At 57.9% G+C, this 21526-nt stretch carries 15 protein-coding genes; 8 read left to right on the top strand and 7 right to left on the bottom strand.

The features are described 5' to 3' along the window. Positions 1-281 precede the first annotated feature (281 nt). Together VFQ24_11880 and VFQ24_11875 are read left to right on the top strand one after the other, a co-directional pair. Positions 282-2357 (top strand): S9 family peptidase, encoded by a 2076-nt coding sequence (locus VFQ24_11880; GenBank protein HET9179047.1) that lies wholly within the window; start codon positions 282-284, stop codon positions 2355-2357. A gap of 674 nt (positions 2358-3031) precedes the next feature. Beyond that, entirely contained in the window at positions 3032-3583 is a 552-nt protein-coding gene (locus VFQ24_11875) for a transposase (protein HET9179046.1), read from the top strand. Positions 3584-4549: 966 nt separating this feature from the next. Here the strand turns inward: VFQ24_11875 and VFQ24_11870 are convergent. The 3 genes from VFQ24_11870 to VFQ24_11860 form a co-directional block, all read right to left on the bottom strand. Further along, complete coding sequence (locus VFQ24_11870) at positions 4550-5407, bottom strand: sugar transferase (protein ID HET9179045.1); 858 nt, start codon at positions 5405-5407, stop codon at positions 4550-4552. Further along, a complete protein-coding gene (locus VFQ24_11865; GenBank protein ID HET9179044.1) occupies positions 5398-5658 on the bottom strand; it encodes a helix-turn-helix transcriptional regulator in 261 nt (86 codons plus the stop codon). Before VFQ24_11865 ends, VFQ24_11870 begins: the two co-directional genes overlap by 10 nt. A 416-nt stretch (positions 5659-6074) precedes the next feature. Then, positions 6075-7352, bottom strand: a complete 1278-nt coding sequence (locus VFQ24_11860) for a right-handed parallel beta-helix repeat-containing protein (protein HET9179043.1) — start codon at positions 7350-7352, stop codon at positions 6075-6077. A gap of 1108 nt (positions 7353-8460) precedes the next feature. Between VFQ24_11860 and VFQ24_11855 the strand changes: the two genes are divergently transcribed. The 4 genes from VFQ24_11855 (at position 8461) to VFQ24_11840 (ending at position 13120) form a co-directional block, all read left to right on the top strand. Further along, positions 8461-9102, top strand: coding sequence for a TetR/AcrR family transcriptional regulator (locus tag VFQ24_11855; protein ID HET9179042.1), 642 nt, complete (start codon positions 8461-8463; stop codon positions 9100-9102). 113 nt (positions 9103-9215) lie between these two features. Next, the gene (gene pheA, locus VFQ24_11850; protein ID HET9179041.1) at positions 9216-10043 is read left to right on the top strand and encodes a prephenate dehydratase; all 828 of its coding nucleotides are present in this window, start codon (positions 9216-9218) and stop codon (positions 10041-10043) included. Between the two features lie 176 nt (positions 10044-10219). Next, positions 10220-12442, top strand: coding sequence for an alpha-galactosidase (locus VFQ24_11845; GenBank protein ID HET9179040.1), 2223 nt, complete (start codon positions 10220-10222; stop codon positions 12440-12442). A 156-nt stretch (positions 12443-12598) separates the two neighbouring features. After that, entirely contained in the window at positions 12599-13120 is a 522-nt protein-coding gene (locus VFQ24_11840) for a hypothetical protein (GenBank protein ID HET9179039.1), read from the top strand. A gap of 8 nt (positions 13121-13128) precedes the next feature. On the opposite strand, the gene VFQ24_11835 is transcribed toward VFQ24_11840, so the two are convergent. Then, positions 13129-14439 carry a ribonuclease H-like domain-containing protein gene (locus tag VFQ24_11835; GenBank protein HET9179038.1) on the bottom strand — a complete coding sequence of 437 codons (1311 nt, stop codon included), beginning with the start codon at positions 14437-14439 and terminating at the stop codon, positions 13129-13131. Between the two features lie 101 nt (positions 14440-14540). Beyond that, a complete protein-coding gene (locus VFQ24_11830; GenBank protein HET9179037.1) occupies positions 14541-16949 on the bottom strand; it encodes a DEAD/DEAH box helicase in 2409 nt (802 codons plus the stop codon). A gap of 214 nt (positions 16950-17163) precedes the next feature. Here VFQ24_11830 and VFQ24_11825 point away from each other — a divergent pair, with 214 nt between their 5' ends. Then, positions 17164-19275, top strand: a complete 2112-nt coding sequence (locus tag VFQ24_11825) for a dehydrogenase E1 component subunit alpha/beta (protein HET9179036.1) — start codon at positions 17164-17166, stop codon at positions 19273-19275. Between the two features lie 116 nt (positions 19276-19391). Here the strand turns inward: VFQ24_11825 and VFQ24_11820 are convergent, their stop codons facing one another. Beyond that, positions 19392-19547, bottom strand: a complete 156-nt coding sequence (locus VFQ24_11820) for a hypothetical protein (GenBank protein ID HET9179035.1) — start codon at positions 19545-19547, stop codon at positions 19392-19394. A gap of 49 nt (positions 19548-19596) precedes the next feature. Then, the gene (locus tag VFQ24_11815; protein ID HET9179034.1) at positions 19597-20262 is read right to left on the bottom strand and encodes an alpha/beta family hydrolase; all 666 of its coding nucleotides are present in this window, start codon (positions 20260-20262) and stop codon (positions 19597-19599) included. 296 nt (positions 20263-20558) lie between these two features. Here VFQ24_11815 and VFQ24_11810 point away from each other — a divergent pair, with 296 nt between their 5' ends. Next, positions 20559-21497 (top strand): SH3 domain-containing protein, encoded by a 939-nt coding sequence (locus VFQ24_11810; protein HET9179033.1) that lies wholly within the window; start codon positions 20559-20561, stop codon positions 21495-21497. Positions 21498-21526 lie beyond the last annotated feature (29 nt).

The raw sequence follows: 21526 nt of genomic DNA, 5'->3' as shown, positions 1-21526 counted from the left end.
CCTGCCGCGAAACGCTAGAGGATATACCTCGTTCCCCGTCGAAGCAAGCGCGAGTAGCACAGCCACTCCTGGCTGTGAGAACGGGATTAAAACACAGGCGAGAGCGCCTGTGCCACAGCTAGAGCAGCTTCCCGCGCTCGCCTGCGTTCGGAATTTTGGAATGTATGCGACACATGGGAATAATGTAGAATGGCGCCGCGCCTCGGCAGAAACACGATTACTGCGAGAACCATCTGCACTTCTTGACGTGGAGCGAGACGCATCCTTCGGAGGTGAACGCGATGGGGAAGAAGCGGATTTCTGTGGCAACATTTCTCATGCTGTTATCCACGGCAATGCTCTGTGCAGGACCGGTTTCTGCGCAAAATCCAATCAAAGCGACCGGCTTTCAACCCAGTGACCTTTCGCGTTTTCAATCGGTTGGGACGGTCGCGTTTTCGCCTGATGGGCGCCGCCTCGCCTACTCGATCACTTACAACGACCGCCCCGGGCGTCCCTCCTCCCAAATCTGGGTGATGGACATCTCAACCCGCCAAACCCACCGCTTGGGCGGCGAACGGGAACCGACCAGCAGCCCGGTCTGGTCGCCCAATGGCCGGTGGATCGCTTATTACGGGATGCAGGACGCTCATCGCGAGCTGAAAATCGCCGCGGCTGACGGCGGCGGTTCCCTCGGCCTCGCTGAGGTTGTCAATACAAACGCTCCGCTGCCGCATCAAGGCCACAGTATCACCTGGTCGCCCGACTCGAAGCGCATCGCCTTCATTTCGGCAACGCCCGGCCCGGAGGTTGCAGCGGCGACCGGTGATCCGATGGTCTTCACGCGCTATCTCTGGCGGCCCACCGCCGAGGAAGGCATCAATCCCTATAACGACAATCGCCGTCTCCATATTTTTGTCGTTGATGTGGACACGAAGAAGGTCCAGCAGCTTACCTCCGGGGACAATTACGAGCATTCGATCGACTGGTCGCCCAACGGCGGGGAAATTCTCTTCCTCTCCGATCACGAAGCGAACTCGGACGAATTTTTCCATTACAATCTGTTCGAGCTGCACGTTGCCGACGGCTCGATCCGGCCGCTGATCTCGAGCGAAGCCACCGAATATGTTCCTGTATGGTCCCCCGACGGGAAATCGATCGCCTACCTGGGTACCCAGCGCGGGCTTACCGACCGCGAAACCACGATGGAAGATGCCCATGTCTGGGTGATGAATGCCGATGGCGCCAACCGCCGCGAGATTGGCGCCGCCATCGACAACCGCCAGGGCGATCCTGTCTGGGCGGCTGATGGCAGCGCCCTCTATTTCACTGTGCAGGAGCGAGGCAGCGTTCATCTCTACAGTCTGCCGGTTTCCGGAGGCGCTCCCCGGCGGATCGAAGACCTGCCCGGCGGCGTTGGCTCATTCTCCATCGCCAAAGATGGGCGGATCGCTTGCAGCTACACGGGCCTTGGCGACATGGCCGAACTTTACCTGATCGAAGGCGGCCAGACCAATCAACTCACACATTTGAACGACGACGTTCTCCGCGGCAAAACAATTGCCACCGTGGTTCCCTTCACCTTCTGGAGCAACGACAACAAATTCCAGATTGAGGCGTTCCTCACTGAGCCGCTCGGCTTGGCGCCCGGCGGCAAGCATCCGCTTATCGTTGACATCCACGGCGGCCCGCACGGACAGAATGGCCCGGGGTTCGATTTCCTCGCCCAGGTCTACGCCGGGCTGGGTTGGGCCACGCTTCAGGTCAATTACCGCGGCTCGACCGGCTACGGGCAGAAATTTGCCGACGCCGTCTTCGGCGATCAGGATGGCAACGAAGGCTGGGACGTGCTCTATGCCGTCAGCGCCGCAGTCCACCGCTATCCCTGGATCGATCGCGACCGGATGGGCATCGAGGGCGTCAGTTATGGCGGCCAGCTCACCTACTGGCTCACTACGCAAACCAACGAATTCAAAGCCGCGATTCCTTTCGCCGGCATCACCAATCTGATCAGCTACAACTACCTGACCTATTACAACCAATATGAGGAGATGGAATTTGGCAAGTTTTTCACCCAGGACGACATGATGGACAAGGCATGGAAGCGCTCGGCGCTCCGCTACGTCGCCCAGGACCACACGCCCACGCTCATCATGCACGGGGCGAACGATCCCGACGTTCCCATTCCCGACGCCGAACAGTTTTATATCGCGCTGAAGGACGTCGGCGTCGAAACCAAAATGGTCATTTACCCTAGGGAAGGGCATGGCGTTCGCGAAACTGGCCATCAGATCGATCGACTGGAGCGCTCAATTGCCTGGTACAAAGCCCATTTCCCTCCGCCCGGGGCCAAAGTCTTCACTAACGTGCAGCCCTAAGCCGGCACTTCTGATTCGTCCGACCTTCCCAGCGGTGTGCGACCGTGATCGATTCGGAGCGCGGGTGGCGCATACGTTCCGGTGTTTGGAATGTATGCGGCTTTTTTGAAAAATGCCGCGCCGCTGCCGGGCATCACATAATCCGGGGAGGACACATGTGCTGCGTGGCTCCTAGGGGTTTGACCAGCGCCGTGCTGGGGTGCCATCGAGCCGCATACATCGCAGAGGCGGCGACGTATGCGCCACCCGCGGATGGCAGACCGACGAAGGCATTTGCGGAACAAAACTCCCCCCACCCGCGGGTGGCGCATACGTTCCGGTGTTTGGAATGTATGCGGCTTCTTGAAAAATGCCGCGCACCGCTGCCGGGCATCACATAATCCGGGGAGGACACATGTGCTGCTTGGCTCCCAGGGATTTGACCAGCGCCGTGCTGGGGTGCCATCAAGCCGCATACATCGCAAAGGCGGCGACGTATGCGCCACCCGCCGTCACCCCTGCGGCCGGACTCACGTCTGGCCCCTCAGGCGGCCTGCGCCGAGAGCCAGGCCGACGCCCACCACTACCAGCTGGACGATGGTTCCCATTGCCGTGCCCGCCCCGGTGGCGGGTGGCGCAGATATTGATTTTTAATATCTGCGATCAGCGAAGCTGAGTGGGGTTAAAATGGCGCGATGTCTCAACCGCCTCGATATTACGGCAATAACGACCTTCACTATCTGACCACCAGCACCTATCGCCGCACGCCGGTTTTCAATTCCGAGAGGTTCAAGCGCGAATTCGTCGCTACGCTGGCGGAACTGCGCATCGAACTGGGATTCCGACTGCTCGGCTATGTGCTGATGCCCGAGCATTTCCACCTCCTCTTGTGGCCTTCCGACGGCGCCAATCCTTCTCAGATTATGCAGCGGCTGAAAGGGCGCACGGCACGGTCGATCCTGAAGACTCTGCGGCAGGAGCGGCGCCACGCATGGTGCGCCAGGATGCTGGCTCGGTTCTCGCTGCCCTTGACGGTGCACGATGAGGCCAGCTGCCGCGTCTGGCAGCGGCGGTTTTACGACATGAATATCTGGACTGAGAAGAAGCAGATGGAGAAGCTGGATTATATGCACAACAATCCGGTGACGCGAGGGCTGGTCAGTTCGCCGCGTGAGTGGCCGTGGTCAAGCTGGAGATTTTATTTTCTCGAGGACGAATCGATTATGGCCATGGATCGCTTGCCATGAACCCAGCAAGCAACGTCCCGCTGCGCGGGAACGCAGACACGACAAACCACGTATCTGCGCCACCCAGCCGTGAAGCACACGGTCTGGCAGATTCGCGCCGACTCGATTCGCAAACTCAACCGCGGCGAGAAAGAGCCGGAGCGGGTAGCCGGCCAGGCTGTCATCTGCACTGCAACATCGGACCAGCCCCGCCAAACTCGTAAGCGCCGATGTCAATGGTGCCGATCGGGTGGCGCTGCTCGCGGGTGGCGCATACGTTCCGGTGTTTGGAATGTATGCGGCTTTTTTGAAAAATGCCGCGCCGCTGCCGGCCGCCATATAATCCGGGGAGGACACATGTGCTGCTTGGCTCCTAGGGGTTTGACCAGCGCCGTGTTGGGGTGCCATCAAGCCGCCTACATCGCAAAGGCGGCGGCGTATGCGCCACCTGCGGTGGTGCCGCGTTGGGCCTTTTCATTGGTTCGGCTGCGAATTGCGCATCGCAGGGGGTGACTCCATGAGTGGATGGCGCGAGAAAAGGAAGCAGTTTATCACTGCGTATGAGACATATGCAAAAGAACACCGTCGCAAGCCCACCCCCACATACCAAAAGGTGACGCTCTGGATCATGGTACTGGTAAGCCTGATTGTCTGGGCCTACATGCATCTTCACAGATAGCTCTAGAAGCCGGTGGCGGGTAGCCACGGTCAGTGTTGTTCTGACCGTGGGTTCTTCGCAAGGACGCGAGTGGCGCATGCGTTGATTTTCGATGCCTGCATTCAGCGGATCTGAGTGGGGTTAGAATGGTGCGGCGTCACGACCACCGCGTTATTACGTGGATTGGCTGTGGTCGAGTTGGCGATTCACTTTCTTGGAAGACGCCTCGATCATCATGATGGACCGCCTCGAATCAAGTCAAGCAAGAGCTTCTCGCTCCGTGAGACCGCAGACACGACAAAGCGCGTATCTGCGCCACCCGCGGTGCTCTACTCCTCGCGCCTCATCCAGATATCTCTGACCGCTTGGCAAAAGATGGTGAAGTCCAGTTTCAAGCTGCGATTCCGGACGTAATAAATGTCGTCGGCGAGCTCAGAGAGGGGCTCCCACGAACTTCTCAAAGTCGCTAAGCTGACGAGACCGGGGCGTACTTTGGTTCGCTCATCGTACCTAGGAACGCATTGGGACATTTGTCCGGCGATATTTACAGGGTGCGGCAAAGGGCCGATCAGGCTCATGTCCCCGCGGAATACATTGATCGCCACTGGCAGAAAATAGAGGCCCGTCTTGCGCAGAAAACCGCCAAGCCTGGTCAAAGGCTCTCGATGCTCATGGGTGCCAGAGCCAGCGCCTCGGAGTTCATAAGGGGAGGCAATGCGAAACCTCAGCATCTCAAATCTTCGACCACAAAGCCCTACCCGAGTCTCGCAAACGAGAGCGGACCCGTGGCCCGTCAGTCGTAGGATCGTCGCTATCAAACCCAGTTCCGGTGCAACCGCAACCAGGAATGCTGCGCTTGCCACCACGTCGACAGCGCGCTTGAGATTGTCTCCCGGAAGAGCGTCCCGGTACCCCGCCTTTGCCATTGCAGAAATTTTGCGCGCGGCCCTGGTGAAATTCAGCGCAACAACAATTTTGCCGATCTGGCCGGGAACCTCGTCAATGTGACTTCGCCATTCCTCCCCAAACCGATCCCGTTCGTCCTTTGGCAGTCGCTGAACCGCCCGCTGGACAAGGCGCTCAATAACCCAGCACGTCCATTCTTTGAATTCATTGGTGAGCTGTTGGCTGACTGCTCCGGCGATGATTTTGCAGATTATTCCAACAATGTCCACGATCACTGCCATGCAAGTCCCCCGATCCCGATAGAAGAGGCTACATCTCGGAAGGCCGCGCGGGCGCTTCTGGCGCCAAGGCCGGTGAGCCTGTAATATCGCCGCCTTGGCCTCCCCAGGTCGTGGGGGTTACCAGCCTCCCAGCGGCTTTCAAGCCACTTTGCCTGCTCCAAGCGTAGCAGGATGGGGTAAAGGGTTCCCGACTGTAGTTTAGTGGCGCGCGCAATATCAGCACCGGACAGTTGGGTTTCCAGAGACGACATAAGGACGCCCATGACCTTTAGTGTTTGTGCCGTGATTCTTGGTTTGTGCTTATCCATAGTTGTTAGTCTACATAGGGTGCACCGGAATGTCAAATCCTCTTTTGCCCGCGGGCCCTCAGGCATTCAAACGCGGGTGGCGCATACGTTCCGGTGTTTGGAATGTATGCGGCTTTTTTGAAAAATGCCGCGCACCGCTGCCGGGCGCCACATAATCCGGGGAGGACACATGTGCTGCTTGGCTCCTAGGGGTTTGACCAGCGCCGTGCTGGGCTGCCATCAAGCCGCATACATCGCAAAGGCGGCGACGTATGCGCCACCCGCGATCAAAATTGATTACATGCGGCTGCCAAAGGGATATCGCGGATAAAAACCCCACGGTCAGAACAACACTGACCATGGCTACCCGCTAACCACTCTCATCTGCACTGCAACATCGGACCAGCCCCGCCAAACTCGTAAGCGCCGATGTCAATCGTGCCGATCGGGTGGCGCTGCTCGCCGCAGGCTGGATGGACGTACTCGTATTTTGGCGCAAGCGAAAAGTCATTCACCGACGCCGGTTGCGATCCGGCATCGATTGCGGGCGAGCCCTGCAGCAGGTGATAGTCGTAATTGTCGATATCCGCGAGCATCGGCTCGCCGCCGGTAAAGTTGGTCATAAAAATGGCGTTGGCCTGATTGGTGATAGTGCCAGGACCGTCCAGGATATTATTTTGCAGTAAAGCGGGCGCCGCCGGGGACTTGGCAAAGACGAAGGTTCCATCAGAATACTGATTCACCACGGTGTTGTTCACCACGTAAAGATCATGCCCGGGATTGTTTGGATTGGTCCCTTCCTCCAGGTAACTCAGAATCGTGCTGTTCCCCGTATTAGGGCCCTGTTGAATCAAATTCCCGATGACGTAGGAAGTTCCCCCATTGGGCAGGTCGATTTCGTAGCTGTCAGTCCCGTTTTCCCCGGTGATGCGATTGTAGAGGATGTAGTTGACCGCTGCGCGCGACTTCAACAGATGGCCGACGTTGGCGTCGTGGGTATAGTTAAAAGCGAACAGCAGCGAGGCGCAATTCCCGATATAGAGGTTGTGGGTAAACCCGTAACCCTCGGAGAGGGCCTTGCTGCTGACTCCATTATGAGCAAACTCCGAGTACTTGATCACAACATTGCCTGGGCCGGCGCCGCCCAGGATTCCGTCCTGGTTATCGTGGAAATAGCAATTCAGGATGGTAAGGTTCCCGCCCTGCATGCGAATTCCGGCGCCATTGGCTCCGTCGTCATTGGAAACCGCCGCATTCTCAAATTCCATGTTCTCGATCACCGTGTCGTTTCCCGAAATAACCCAGATCGCCTTTCGGCCTGAAATATGCCCGGTATTGTTCTTGTCCGTCAACCCCGCAGTGTTGAGGACAGGCCGGGCGCCGCCGGGGCCGGGCAAACCGATCAGGGTCAGGCTGTTTTGGGTCCAATTGCAGGTGTCATCATAGTAGCCCACGCCCGGACCCGTGGATGGAGAATAGTCGATCATAATCGTGTCGCCATCCGCCAAAACACCCGCGTTGTTTAAACTGCAAGGCGTTTTGTAAGTTTGGGTCGGCCCCACGTGCCAGGTTGTGGCTCTGGCGCTGACGCACAAAGTCATCGATAAGACCGCCCACGAGCACAGTAGGACGGCCTTGCGTACACTACTCTTGTTCATCTTTCCCTCCTGTCTTGGTGTTTTTGCCCTGAAAGAGTGGTGGGGAGGTGCAGGCTCCTCCCAAATCAGATCCGGAGTCTTGCGCGGCAAGAGATGCGCTGCAGGCAAGCTATCGCTCCTTTGCGGAATAAAGGAATGAAAACTTGAGCCTCGTCTATCTGTGGTCTGTGAGAATCGTACGCTTAGGAACCCGAGGCGTCAAGCGGGTAATGGTGAACGATGAGATGATGCGCGGCTGGCGCAGAGGCGGTTTCTGTCTCTGCGAACCCGCGGGAGTGGATTGAAGACGGGTGGCGCGGACCTCCGAGGCTGAGGTCACGGTTCCGTTCTGAAATCTCAAATCTGAAATTTCAAATCCCATGCGGCTGGTCTCGGGGCGGACGCACCTAGGAAAAAATGTAGCGGCGAGTTTACCTCGTCCCGTACCGTCTGGTACGGGGCCTCGCCAAATGGCGGTCCCGCTCGGCGGGACCGCCGCTACGCCGGCTGGCGCCTGAATCGCGTCCTTTGCGATGTGTGCGATCTACGCGGTCTACAACTTCGCCGTGCGATTTCAGGGAAGCCTGTCCGTTGACAGCAACGACGCGCCCTCCCGGCAATAGAACCGGAAACTCCGCCGCGGCCGCTGCTCAGCGGAATTGACCAGGCCGCGCTGCGCGTGATGAGCGTGCATGGAGTCGAGCTTCTCCAGCAACTTCTTCTCACTCGAAATCACTCAGGTTGGCGAAGCCCCGCTGCCGGCCGCGGTGCTTGGAAGGGCGATGGACCGTTCTGCGCGGGGCGATTGCAATGAAACGCAATGCCAGTCACGTAGGCTATATACTTGCCCGTTTGCCCCCCCTGAATGGGACGCTTGGGATTTTTGGTGAAATTTTTACGAAAATTCTAATTTATTGTAAACATTGTGATTAGTTTATCGATAGCGCGGCGAAGATTTCGGGCTCACGAAAAATTTGTTGAAGTATGGCACAGCGTGTAAAATTTGCGTTTGCGAGCGCGCGTCTTACACGCTAGCCTCTGTTCATCGCGCCGAATACAGCATACTTCATCCCGAAGTCCGCATCGCGTGTGGTAGACTGACGGCGCATTCGTTCTGCGTAATTGCTCTATGACTGAGACCGCTGATCCCAAACAGAAGCTTCGGGAGATTTGCCGCACCGCTGCGCGCGTCTTCTACGAGAAGGGTTACGACGGCGCATCCATGCAGGACATCGCGGAGGCCGTCCACCTCACCAAGGCTGGACTGTACCATCATGTCGGCAGCAAAGACCGCCTTCTATTCGAGATCATGAACTACGGCATGGATATTCTCGATGAGAGCGTGCTCGAAAAGGTGAAGTCGATACAGGACCCCAGGGAGAAGCTTCGCCAGACGATCATCGGACACATTGACCTTGTCGTGCGCGCGCGCGACATGGAGATCACCGTGATCCTGCACGAAAACCGGTCACTGAAAGGCGAGCTGCGCCAGAAGATCAATGCGCGAAAGAAGGCTTACATCCGTTATCTGGAGGAGTTGATCGTCCAGGTCCAGGACCAGTCTGGCCATGAGCACCTGATATCGCCCGCGCTCGCCGCCTTCAATCTTCTCGGCATCATCAACTGGCTCTATCAGTGGTACCATCCCGAAGGCCCTATTTCGCAGGAAGAGCTCACGAGCGGATGCGTCGATTTCTTTTTCAGAGGACTGCTGGGCGACGGCGGCGCTTCTCTCTCCTCCCGGCCGGAAGATCATAACCCGTTTATCTAATAGCGGACCGTCACGTCTCCGTACGGGGCACTCAAACAGCGTCCGTTGTTCATCGTAGGTCGTCGTGATAGCATCTCGTCCTTGTCAAATGAAAAAGGCGCAGGTCTCCCGGCATGAAAAAAGAGACGATCGCATTCCAGGGTGAGCGCGGAGCATTCAGCGAAGAAGCAGCCTACAAGCTGCTGGGCCGCAACATTCAGGTGCTTCCCTGTCCAACTTTCGAAGCTCTGTTCGCCAGCGTGGCAAAAGGCAAAGCGTCCCGTTGCCTGGCGCCCATTGAAAACACTTTGGCCGGTTCGGTTTATGAAAACTACGATCTCCTGCTGAAGAATGACCTGCACATCGTGGCCGAAGCTAAGCTGCGAATTGTTCACAATCTGATTGCGTTTCCGGGAACCACGCTGCGCAACCTTCAACGCGTCTATTCCCATCCAGTGGCCCTGGCCCAGTGCAACAAATTCTTTTCGAGCCATCCCAAGGTCGATCGAGTTCCATTCTATGACACGGCTGGGAGCGTCAAGATGCTGGCGGCTGAACGTCCCATCGGTTCCGCCGCCATCGCAAGCCGGGTTGCCGCCTCCTTTTATCGAGCGCGCATTCTGAAGACCCATCTTGAAGATCACAGCGAAAACTTCACCCGGTTTCTGCTTCTATCGCCCAGGCCCATTGTTTCGCCGCGGGCCAACAAGGTTTCCATCGTTTTTTCAACTCGGAACGTTCCGGGGGCGCTTTATAAGTGCCTTAGCGTTTTCGCTCTGCGCGATATCGACCTCTCCAAAATGGAGTCGAGGCCTGTGAGCGGCCGTCCGTGGGAATACTTCTTCTATCTTGATTTCGCCGGCAACATCAAAGAAGAGCGCTGCAAGAAAGCGCTGGAGCACCTGGAAGAAGTCACGAATTTCCTTCGCGTCCTCGGCTGCTATGAAAGCGCCAGGCCATAGCGCCTGCGAGGACCTCTCCCCTTGATTTCTTCCCGCGTCGCGCTCTGGACACGGCTGCCTTCGCTGCTGCGGCATCCATAGACTCAACTGCATGACAGCCCAGTTTGGCCTGAAGTATAATCGCCTCTTGAACCGCGACAGAATTTCACGCGAATTTCCCCGGGGAGGATAGGTCTATGCGCCGACCATTACGTCCCATTACAGCGCTGCAATGTCTGGCTTTGGCAGGCTTACTGGCAATGATCTCCTGCCAGAACAGTTCATCGCCCACCACCGCGGGAGCGTCAAAGATTGCTGTTACGGCCAACTCCGGCGGGCCGGTCACCATTAAAACCTCTTCAGCCGAGTTTGAGGTGTTGCCGTCCGGATACGTACGGGCGTACCTTCTGAAGCAAGGCAAGAGGCTTACCTTGGATGACCCCAACTCATCCGGGCCCGGGTCCTTAAACTCGGTAACGGTCGATGCAAAAGAGATCGCGGATTTCACTCTCGACTTTGATCACGTTAAGGTCACCGACGCGCGCGGCAAGCTCGGTGAACTGGGCAAGCGGGTTGAAATCACCGGCACGAGCAAAGCGGAAAACGGAGCAGCCATCCAGGAGTCCGTCGTTTTCGAAGCTTACGATGACTTTCCCCGCCTTCTGATAACTTCCACGTCCTACAAGAATCTCGCCAACAAGCCGGTCAGCCTGGACAAAGTTGTTGTTGACAGCCACCAGTTGAACGCCTCCCTCGCCGATTCCTCCGTGCCGCCCTACCAGATGTGGTCATACCAGGGCTCGAGCGAGAAGTGGGGCAAGGACAACGTCGTCGAGATCTCGGACCACTTCTCCCAGCAGAACCTGATGGGCGGCATGCAGCGCAGGGGCGAGGGCGGCGGCATTCCAGTGGTGGCGTTCTGGACGGACAAGGTGGGCGAGGCCATCGGGCATATTGAAACGATCCCATGGGTCCTCTCGCTTCCGGTTGGCGTCAGCGCCAACGATCGCGTGAGCGCCTCCATGGTGCTGGAGCCGGGCACAACCCTCCAGCCTGGAGACACTTATTCCACGCCGCACGGGTTTGTCGCGGTCTACTCTGGGGATTTCTACGAGCCGTTGCGTCTTTATTCCGAGGCGCTGCAGCGCGAGGGCTGGGACCTGCCCAAACCCAGCGACGCTGATTATCAGATCAGTTGGTGCGGCTGGGGCTACGAATCCGAGGTGACTCCCAAACAGATGCTGGGCACTATTCCCAAGCTCAACGAAATGCACATCCGCTGGGCCACGCTGGACGATCGCTGGTTTGACACTTATGGCGACTGGGACCCGCGTCCAGACACTTTCCCGGGCGATTCCATCAAGAAGATGGTGAGTGCGTTTCATCAACAGGGGATTTCAGTGCAGATCTGGTGGCTGCCGATTGCCGTAGAGGACGGGTCCGGCGGTTACGAGTCTCACCATTACAAGACAGCCGAGGTCGTAAAAGAGCATCCTGACTGGCTGATCCTCGACAAGAATGGCAAGCCCGCAAAAATGGTTCGCGGCCTGGGCGCGCTCTGCCCGGCTGTGCCCGCGGTCCAGGAATACTACAAGAAACTGACGGAAAAATTCATTCGCGATTGGGGATTCGACGGCAGCAAGCTGGACAACGTTTACACAATCCCGGCGTGCTACAACCCCAAGCACCATCACAAATCCCCGCAGGACTCCATCCGCGCGATGGCGGAAATATACAAACAGATTTTTGAGGCTACCCGGGCACTCAAACCCGACAGCGTGACCCAAAGCTGCTCCTGCGGAACTCCGCCGAATTTCGCCTGGCTGCCTTATATGGACCAGGCGGTAACTGCGGACCCCGTAGGTTCCGTCCAGGTGCGGCGGCGAATCAAGATGTATAAGGCCCTTCTTGGCCCGCAGGCTGCCGTTTACGGAGATCACGTTGAATTGACCGATATCGTTTTCAAGGGCGGCGATGAAATCGACAAGGGAAAGGATTTTGCTTCGACCGTTGGACCCGGCGGGGTGGTCGGCACCAAATTTGTTTGGCCCAATCCCGGCCCGCACTTCAAGGAAGTTTATCTGACGCCCGAAAAGGAAGCGATCTGGAAGAAATGGACCTCGATCTACAACCAGAAGATGCTTTCAAACGGCACTTTCCTGAACCTCTACACCTATGGGTATGACTTCCCGGAAGCCTACGCCATCAGCAAGGACGGCGAAATGTACTATGCCTTTTATGCTCCTGATCCCGCAGTCCCGTGGCAAGGTAAGATCGAATTGCGCGGACTTGATAAGAACAGCAGCTACAAAGTTTTCGATTACGAACACGATAAGGACCTGGGAACCGTGACCGGCCAGGACCCTACGCTCACCACGCGTTTTACGAACCATCTGCTCCTCGAAGTCAGCAAACAGTAGCCAGTGGCGGGCGCCTGGGAACCATACGATATTTTGTGTGAACCTGGCAGCCTACGCGCCGGCAGAGGCTTGTGGCTTGCCCGGTAAACGAAGCGGGACTAAACTTTCTTCCTGGCAAAACACGGAAGGAAACAGTCAGGACAGGAGCGATTGCAAGTGGGCAGGTTCTACTGTAAAACGGGGCGGAAGGACCACCAGCCGACGCTGAATCTGGTGCAGAAAACTGCCTGGTTGGCCGTCTCTCTTATGGCTCTTGCTGCGTCGTGTAGCCTGAAGGCCCAAACGGCGGCAAGCCAGGTAAGCGACATCACGGGCGATTACGAATTCCTGCAACCCTATAACACGCTGGCGATTTTGCAGGAAGACCAGATGCTCAAAGGATACATTGACGTGCTCCAGGGGCAATCGGAGTCTGACGCTATTTTGAGCTATCCCATAACCATCGGCGAGCGCAACGGCGATCATGTTGAGTTCCGGACCCGCAAGATCCACGAGATGTACTACCGCTTTTCAGGGATCGCTCAGCGCGGAAAAGGGAGCAAGAAGGACGGTCCCGACTACCTGGAGCTTGTGGGTGAGTTGCAAACCATCAAGACAAATTCTGTGACCAATCAGGAAACCGTTGAACGGCAGCAAGAGGTCTTTAAGTACAAAGGGAAGACCAGCGAAGGACCATGACTCTGAGGCTAGTGAGACAGCCGAGGCTGGGACTCGCCGGGAACACGTTCCTTTTGCGCCTTTCTCAGCAACCTTTCGCGCCGGTGCGCGAGACGCCCCAGCCAGGCGTGGGAACCGGACGTGTCCTGAAGGCGCTGCCAGGCCGCTTCGGCAAATTCCAGAGCTTTATTCGCGTCACGTACACGATGCTCATAATGGATGGCGAGCTCTTCACAGGCCTGCACCGTATATCGTGACCCAAGGCCCGAAATCTTCATCCAGACTTCAACGGCCGCGTCATAACTTCGCTCCTTCTTGTGCTGGGCAGCGAGATGCCACAGGGCGTGCGGCTCAACCGACTCCGGCAGGCCGCGGGCAATCGCCTGGAGGCAGGTTGCGCGTGCCAGTTCTGAGGCCCCGGCGCGTTCGAGCACACGGCTGAGGCTGAACAGATCGAGGCTGTCGCAATCGGCGCCGTCGCCCGCCCTGGCAATGGCCTGTCCCACCTCAACCGTAAGCCCGGCAAGCGTCACAATGTCGAGCGCGTTGTGGAAGAACACCGGCTGCAGCGCCTGCGCGCTCCTGGTGCGGAGATAGTCGAAATAGATTTGGGGGATTTCGGAGCCTGGCACATCGCCGTTCCGCGCGATGCCCAGCAGCTCCCTCTCCAGGTTCTTGAGTTGGCAGCTTTCGAGGCGCAGTTTCCACAAGCGGCGCGCCGGATGCAGCAGATCAAGGTGGACCATTCTCGTGAACGGAGACTTCATTCGGGCCAGCGTGTAGCGCGTTTCAAGCAGCGGGATATCGAAAGTCTTGCCGTTGTAAGTCACCAGGAGTTCGTAGGGCTCGAGCGCGGCGGCCAGCGCATCCAGGGCCGCCTTCTCTTCCGTAAGGTCGCGCAGGAAAAGCTGGCGCACCCGGAAACCAGATCCCTCCGCGGCCCCAATCCCAATCAGAAATGCGCACGTGCCCGTGCCTCCGGCAAGCCCCGTGGTTTCCGTATCCAGATAAACCACCGAAGACGCCGCTGGAATATTTTCTCCCTTCAAAAACATTTCCAGCGGCGCGAGGTCTGCGTGGGCGACATCCGCAACGCAAAACTTGCCGTATGGCCTGCCAAAAGGCAGGAGCTGAGTGGCCAGAAAATACTCGCCCCGGCCATTAGAGCGAACCTCGCCGTCAATGTAATGCTCAACGCCGAGCGGCGTCTCGAGGGCGGCAACCTTCCTCGGCTTCTTTTCAAGCCGCTGCAGGTATTCAAGCTGGCGCTCGAGCGCGTCCTCATGCACCGTCTTGCTGGCCACCTTTTTGAGCTCTCGAAGTTTTTCTTCCAGATTCATGACTGCCTATTGAGGATTGCATATTACGGTAATACATTTCCCTAACGCCGGCATCCTGCCGGCCTTGAAAAATGCCGCCGGGACGGCGGCGCTACGCGGGATCAGGATGACGCCTGCAAAACAGCACTCAAAATCGCCAGTGCAACTTCTTTGCCCTTCTCTCCCACTTCACCCACGGGACCCACACACGAAGGACATCCCGACTCGCAAGGACAATTCAGGATCAGGCGCCGTGTGTTTTCAAGCAGGCTCGGGCTCAGCCGGAACAACGGTTCGCTGAATCCAACCCCGCCGGGATACTTATCGTAAAGGTAGATGTTGGGCTCAAAGATCTTTGTGTAGACCGCAGGACGGCCCTGATTCGAAGGCAAAGCTGCAAGGTCCTCCGCGACGGCCAGATTCTCACCAACCGCCACGCCCAGATCGCGCGCGTCGCACATCATCAGGAGCGTGCCAATCGCCTGCAAGGCGTGGGCAAGCCCCTGCACGCCGTTCATCCGGTCATCGCGCGAGTAGGGCATGGCGTCCAGCAATGCCTGGGGGAGCGTCAACCAGAACGCCGTCGTGTGCATCTCCTGCTCGGGCAGCATCAGTTCGCCCGAACCGACATTCTGCATGGTGTGGAATTTGATCTTCTTGAATCCCACCACCTGCGTATTCACCTGGACCTCGCCGTGGTTCCTGAATGCAGGCCCGGCGGGCGCGGAATCAAAATGCTCCAAAATCTTGATTTTCGTGTAGGAAATGGCGTCGGTGTAGTACTCGGAATCGCACTGGCGGACATAGGCCTTGCGCTCATCGTAATCCAACCGCTCCACGTGATACTGCTGGCCATCCTGGAGGTAGATCGCCTTCTCATGCACCGTGGTGAGCGCGCTGGAAAAATCCACTTCGCCGATAACGCGTGGCTCGCCGGTGACGTCAACGATGACAAAATTGTCCGAAGAAACGGACCGCAGACTGATGGCGTCCGCCGGATAGCTCTCGGAGATCCAGTGCCAGCCCTCACTGGTCTTGTGAAGGAATCCGAGATCCTCAAGATGCTTGCAGAGCATCTTGAGATCGAGGCCGCCAAATTTCTCATCCTCTTTCACAGGCAGTTCGAAAGCAGCACACTTCAAGTGGTTGAGCAGGATCTGCAGGTTGTCCGGATTGACGTGGCCGTGCTCGGGTGAGTGGTCAAAAAAATAGTCCGGGTTCTGGACGATAAACTGGTCGAGCGGCGCGCTCGAAGCCACCAGCAAAGCGGCAGAACTCCCTTCGCGGCGGCCTGCCCTGCCGGCACGCTGCCAGGTGGAAGCAATCGTTCCCGGATAGCCCGCCATCACCGCAACGTCGAGGCTTCCGATGTCGATTCCCAATTCCAGCGCGTTGGTGGCAATCACGCCCAGCAAACGCCCTTCGCGAAGGTCGCGCTCAATCTCGCGCCGCTCGAGCGGCAAGTAGCCGCCCCGGTAACCTCGGACAACTTCCGGCCCCACCGGACGCCGGGCAAAATCTTCCTTGAGATAAGTCACCAGGATTTCCGTTGCCAGGCGTGAATTGGCGAAGACAATGGTTTCCAGGCCGCGCATCATAAAGACCTTCGCCAGGCGGCGCGTTTCATTCAGGTAAGACCGGCGAATGCCGAGCTGCGGATTGACCACTGGCGGATTATAGAGAACAAAGTATTTTTCAGCCGCGGGCGCTCCGTTTTCGTCAACCAGCACGACGTCCTGCTCGATAATGCGTGTGGCCAGCTCAGCCGGGTTGGCGATGGTCGCCGAGGTGCATATAAATTGCGGGCGGCTGCCGTAGAACTCCGCGATGCGCTTGAGCCTCCGGATGACGTTCGCCAGGTGGCTGCCGAAAACGCCGCGGTAATAGTGCAGTTCGTCAATGACAACGTATCGCAGATTTTCAAACAGCCGCTCCCATTTAGTGTGGTGAGGCAGGATGCCTGTGTGGAGCATGTCCGGGTTGGTGATTACCAGGTTGGCCTGGGCCCGAATGGCTCTGCGCGCGTCCTGGGGAGTGTCGCCGTCATAGGTAAACGTCCGAAGATCATCGCCGAGTATTTCAGCCCAGCGATTCAATTCCACCAGTTGGTCCTGTGACAGGGCCTTGGTGGGAAAAAGATAAAGCGCCCGCGCATCCGGGTTTTCGACTAGGGCGCTCAGGATCGGCAGGTTGTAACAGAGAGTTTTGCCCGAGGCCGTAGGGGTGACGACAACAATATTCCTGCCTTCCCAGGCCAGGGTTGCAGCGGCGGCCTGATGCGAGTAGAGGCTTTCAACTCCCCTTGAACTCAGCGCTTTCGTCACGCGCTCGGGAAGAAAATCGGGAAATGGAACAACTCGCGCTTCCCGCGCCGGGTAATGCCGCAGGGCCGTCACGCCCCCTTCGCGCCGGGAGCCTTTGAAGCCGCTCTGAATTTCCCGAACGACGTTCTCGATGGAGGCCGCATCGCCGGATCGGCCTTGAATTCCACTGGCTTGGGGCATCAGCTTGGTTTCTGACGGGACTTTCATTTGCCTGTCTGAGCTCTGAGCATCATGTGCGTCATTCGCCTTTTATTCGCTCATGCTACCATAGACGTGCATCCACACCCAATAGAAAACTCGCCCGACATGGCCGGTTGCCGGTCATTGACATTGCCCTCTCGAATTCTAATAATATCTGGCGAGATTGCGGGCGGCGAAAAGATATACTTTACTAAGAAGGATTTCTTCCCCAAGGAGCGGAATGGCTACAGTTACTTCGACCTATAAGCCACCCCGGCCATCCAAGGACTCACTGGTCCACGCCTACCGCGTCATGTATCTGGCGCGGAAAATCGATGACAAGGAAATTCAGCTTAAGCGTCAGAACCGCGCTTATTTTCAGATCAACGGCGTTGGGCACGAAGCCATCCAGGTAGCAGCCGCCATGCATTTGAAGCCGGGGACCGACTGGATTTACCCGTATTACCGGGACCGGGCGCTTTGCCTCGAACTCGGTCTGACAGCGCTGGATATGCTTTTAGGGACCGTTGGCGCTCAAGACGATCCGAGCTCGGGCGGGCGGCAGATGCCTTCCCACTGGAGCTCGCGTCTTCTTCACATCGTCTCTTCCTCCAGCGCCACCGGGACCCAAGTGCTCCAGGCGGTCGGCGCGGCGGAAGCGAACCAGTATTACTCCCACGTCCCCGAAGCCACCGAACTGGCACCGAGCTTTCATACCGACGAAATTGCATTCACTTCCCTGGGCGAAGGCGCAACCAGTGAAGGCGAGTTCTGGGAATCCCTCAATTACACCTGCCTGCGCCAGCTTCCCATGCTTTACCTGATAGAAGACAACGGATATGCCATCTCCGTTCCGGTTGACGATCAGACCGCCGGAGGAAGCATTTCCGCGCTGGTCAAGACTTTTCCCGGCCTCCTGATCGCGGAATGCGACGGCACGGATTTCATGGAAAGCTACGAGGCTGCGGGAAGAGCTGTTACCTATGTGCGCGAGCAAAGAAAGCCGGCGCTGATTCACGCTCACGTCATCCGGCCCTATTCGCACTCCATGTCTGACGACGAAAAGATGTATAAGCCGGAGGAGGTCCGGCAGGAGGAAGCCAGGCAGGACCCCATTCAGAAGCTGGCGCATCTTCTCATTCAAGAGGGCCTGGTGACCGAGGGGGAGTTGAAGGCGCTGGAAGCTGACGTGGACCGTGAGATTCGCGAAGCCGCAGACAAGGCGCTCGCCGCAGATCCACCCGATCCGGAAACCCTGATGGACTTCGTTTATTCGCCCACGGTTGATCCGACCTCTGAGAGGTTTGACCATCCTGCAAAATCGCACGGCGAACCCAAAACCATGGTGGATCTTCTGAACGCCTGCATGAGGGACGAGATGTCGCGCGATGCGCGGGTTGTGGTCTTCGGTGAGGATGTTGCCGACTGCAGCCACGAAAGCGACCTCGCCCTGGTGAAAGGCAAAGGAGGCGTCTTCAAGGTCACCCACGGCCTGCAGCGACATTTTGGCGCCGCCCGCTGCTACAACGCCCCCATCGCAGAAGCCAGCATTCTGGGCAGGGCCATGGGCATGGCCACGCGCGGCCTCAAGCCGGTGGTCGAGGTCCAGTTTTTCGACTACATCTGGCCGGCGTTTATGCAGATGCGAAATGAAATTCCGACGCTGCGCTGGCGGTCGAACAACGTGTTTTCGTGCCCAGTCGTGGTGAGGGTCCCGACGGGTGGGTACCTGACCGGCGGCGCCATTTATCACAGCCAGTCGGGCGAATCGATTTTCGCGCACCTGCCGGGCTGGCGGGTTGTGATGCCTTCAAATGCTCTGGATGCCAACGGACTGCTGCGCACGGCCATTCGCTCGGACGACCCGGTGCTGTTTCTCGAGCCCAAACATCTTTACCGGCAGACGTACAATCGCGCGCCTTATCCCGGCCCTGATTACATGATTCCGTTCGGCAAGGCGGAGTTAGTAAGCGGAGGAAGCGACCTGACGATTATAACTTTCGGCGCGCTGGTCAACCGGTCTGTACAGGCCTCGAGGGAGCTTGAAAAGGAAGGCGTCAGCGCCGAGATTCTGGACCTGCGTTCCCTCCAGCCTTATGACTGGGAACTCATCAGTGCGTCCGTCAAAAAGACCAACCGCGCCCTGATTGTTTACGAGGACTGCATCTCCTGGGGGTATGGCGCAGAGATCGCCGCCCGCATCGCGGATGAACTCTTCGAGTTTCTGGACGCGCCTGTGCGCCGCGTGGCAGCTAAAGACGTCTATGTGCCTTACCATCCCGTCCTGGAAGACGCCATGCTGCCCCAGGTTGCTGACGTGGTGAAAGCAGCGAGAGAATTAGCGGCTTTTTGACGGGAAAAGAAGGCCAGTGAATTGCTTCGAGGGGCGATGGGGACTTGACAGGACCCCGGCCCCTCCGGGAATGAATGCCTGGGGCAGCGGATGAACAAAGGCCGCGACGGCCTGCTTCAGCCAACTCCTAATTCGTCAATTTTTTCGAGCGGAGTCCCGCACCGGCGGCATATGACGGCTGCGCAATCACCGCACACCAGCGGATCTTCAACTTCGATTTTGCACAACGGGCAGTAGAATGATCCGGCATCAGCTTCTTCAAGGTTGTCCATCGATCCACCTCGAAAGTTGATTTACTCGGGGGCGTGGCTGCCAACGCTCCTATTGTAATGGATTTAGAATGCCCTGGAGAAATTCCTCTATCTCCACCTGCAGGTCTTGCAGCTTGCCGGTCAGGAAATGGTCGGCCCCTTCGACGAAGCGCAGCCGTTTAGGTTCTTGCAAGGAGGAATAGAGTTGCGCCACCTTTTCCCTGGAGCCAAACTGGTCCTGGGCGCCCTGGACAATCAATTTAGGCTTTCGGACTTCCCGGAGAAAGCTGAAATCCGAAGAGTTTATGGGGAGCCCTATTCCTGCCAGGCTGTTGACCCGCAGGTCCGCTGAACCTACAAACAGCGCAACGACTGACCCGAACGAAAACCCCATCATCAGAACGGGGACCCGTGGAAACCGCCCCGTCAGGTAATCCAGCGCCGCGCGGGCATCCTCTCGCTCTCCGATGCCGCCGGCGTGTTCTCCTTCGCTGTGCCCCACTCCGCGGAAATTGAAACGCAGCGCGGGTACGCCCATATTGATGGCGGCTTTGGCCGCCCTGAAGACAACTTTGTTGTGCATCGATCCGCCATAAAGCGGATGTGGATGGCAAACGATGGCGAGCTGGCGCGGGATCCACTCCGGATTCAACTCGAGCAGCGCCTCAAGATTTCCCGCGGATCCGGGAATAGACAATCGTTGGATCTTCGTGGCGGCCTCCGGGAGATTGCGCATGCGTTATCGCATCCGGGCACTGTCACATTAGGCGCCGGGCGGTTCTTCTGTCAACACCACACTGCCGCCACCGCGCCCAGCCGACTGCCCCTTATCCGCTCGCGCTGCGTGCGGCCACAACGCCGGCTGACGTGCCAGATCGATGGACGAATGGCTGCAAGGACTGCCGTCCGGATGATGCGAGAGGAAAACGCGTAACATTTCGCCGGATGCAGTTGTAAACTACAAGGTGAGTTTTTTCACCTGGGGGAGAAACCATTAAGAAGAAGTCCATCATTTTCCTATCAGCCATCGTTTTGGCCGCCATCGGTGGAGCTTACTATCATTCGGTTCGCCCTTCCCGAGATTACCTGGAGCTGGAATACGTCACTTCCCCATCGCTTGATGTGCTGGACACCCCTGCCCCAGTCCACACGGTCGCTGAGGTCCTGAAGTACGGCGACCGGCTTGAAGTGCTGCAAAAAGGAGACACCTGGGCCAAGGTCCGAACAGGCAACGGCAACGAAGGCTGGGTGGTCACCAGAGAACTGGTTCCGGCAACTGTTTACGAAGACGGCCAGAAACTCCTCCAGGAGCTTAAGGGCCGCCAGGTGCAGGCGGCTGGGCACACCGTTCTGGCGGCAAACGTTCACCTCGAGCCCCGTCGAGGCGCTCCGGACCTCGGGATGTTGACGCAAGGCCAGAATCTTGAAATCTACGACCGTCGCGTAGTGGCCAACAGACCGGCCGGGAGTGAAACAAATGAGACGGCGTCACCCGCCGCGGCGGGCGACGCATGGTATCTGGTGCAGGCCGATTCAAGGGCCGGGTGGGTACTGGGCCGCCTGGTCACGCTGGATATCCCCCAGGGAATCTCGCAGTACGCTGCCAGTTTCAATCTGGTCGCCTGGTTCGTGCTGAACACCGTTCAGGATGGGGACACAAGCGTCCCCCAGTACCTGGCGGCTGACCGCGAGGGATCGGTTGAATTCGATTTCACCCACATCCGCGTCTTCACGTGGTCTCGCAGGTATCACCATTACGTCACATCGTTTGTCAAGAGCGGTCTCAACGGCAATTTCCCAATTCGGGTAGAGCACGTCGGCAACGTTCCCTATTTTCGTCTGCGACTGATGGATTCCAAAGGAAACAAGTTTCAAAGCGTCTACGGCTTGTTTGAGACCATCGTGCGCCCGGTGGGTACGTTGGACGGCTGGGAGAGCACTGCGATACCCGTGCGGCAGGGCCGTCGCTGAGGCCCCGGCAGCCGGACGCCTTTTGAGAG

This window comes from Terriglobia bacterium (genome assembly GCA_035712365.1).
GTDB lineage: Bacteria > Acidobacteriota > Terriglobia > UBA7540 > UBA7540 > SCRD01.
This window is presented reverse-complemented; position numbering and strand designations above follow the sequence as displayed.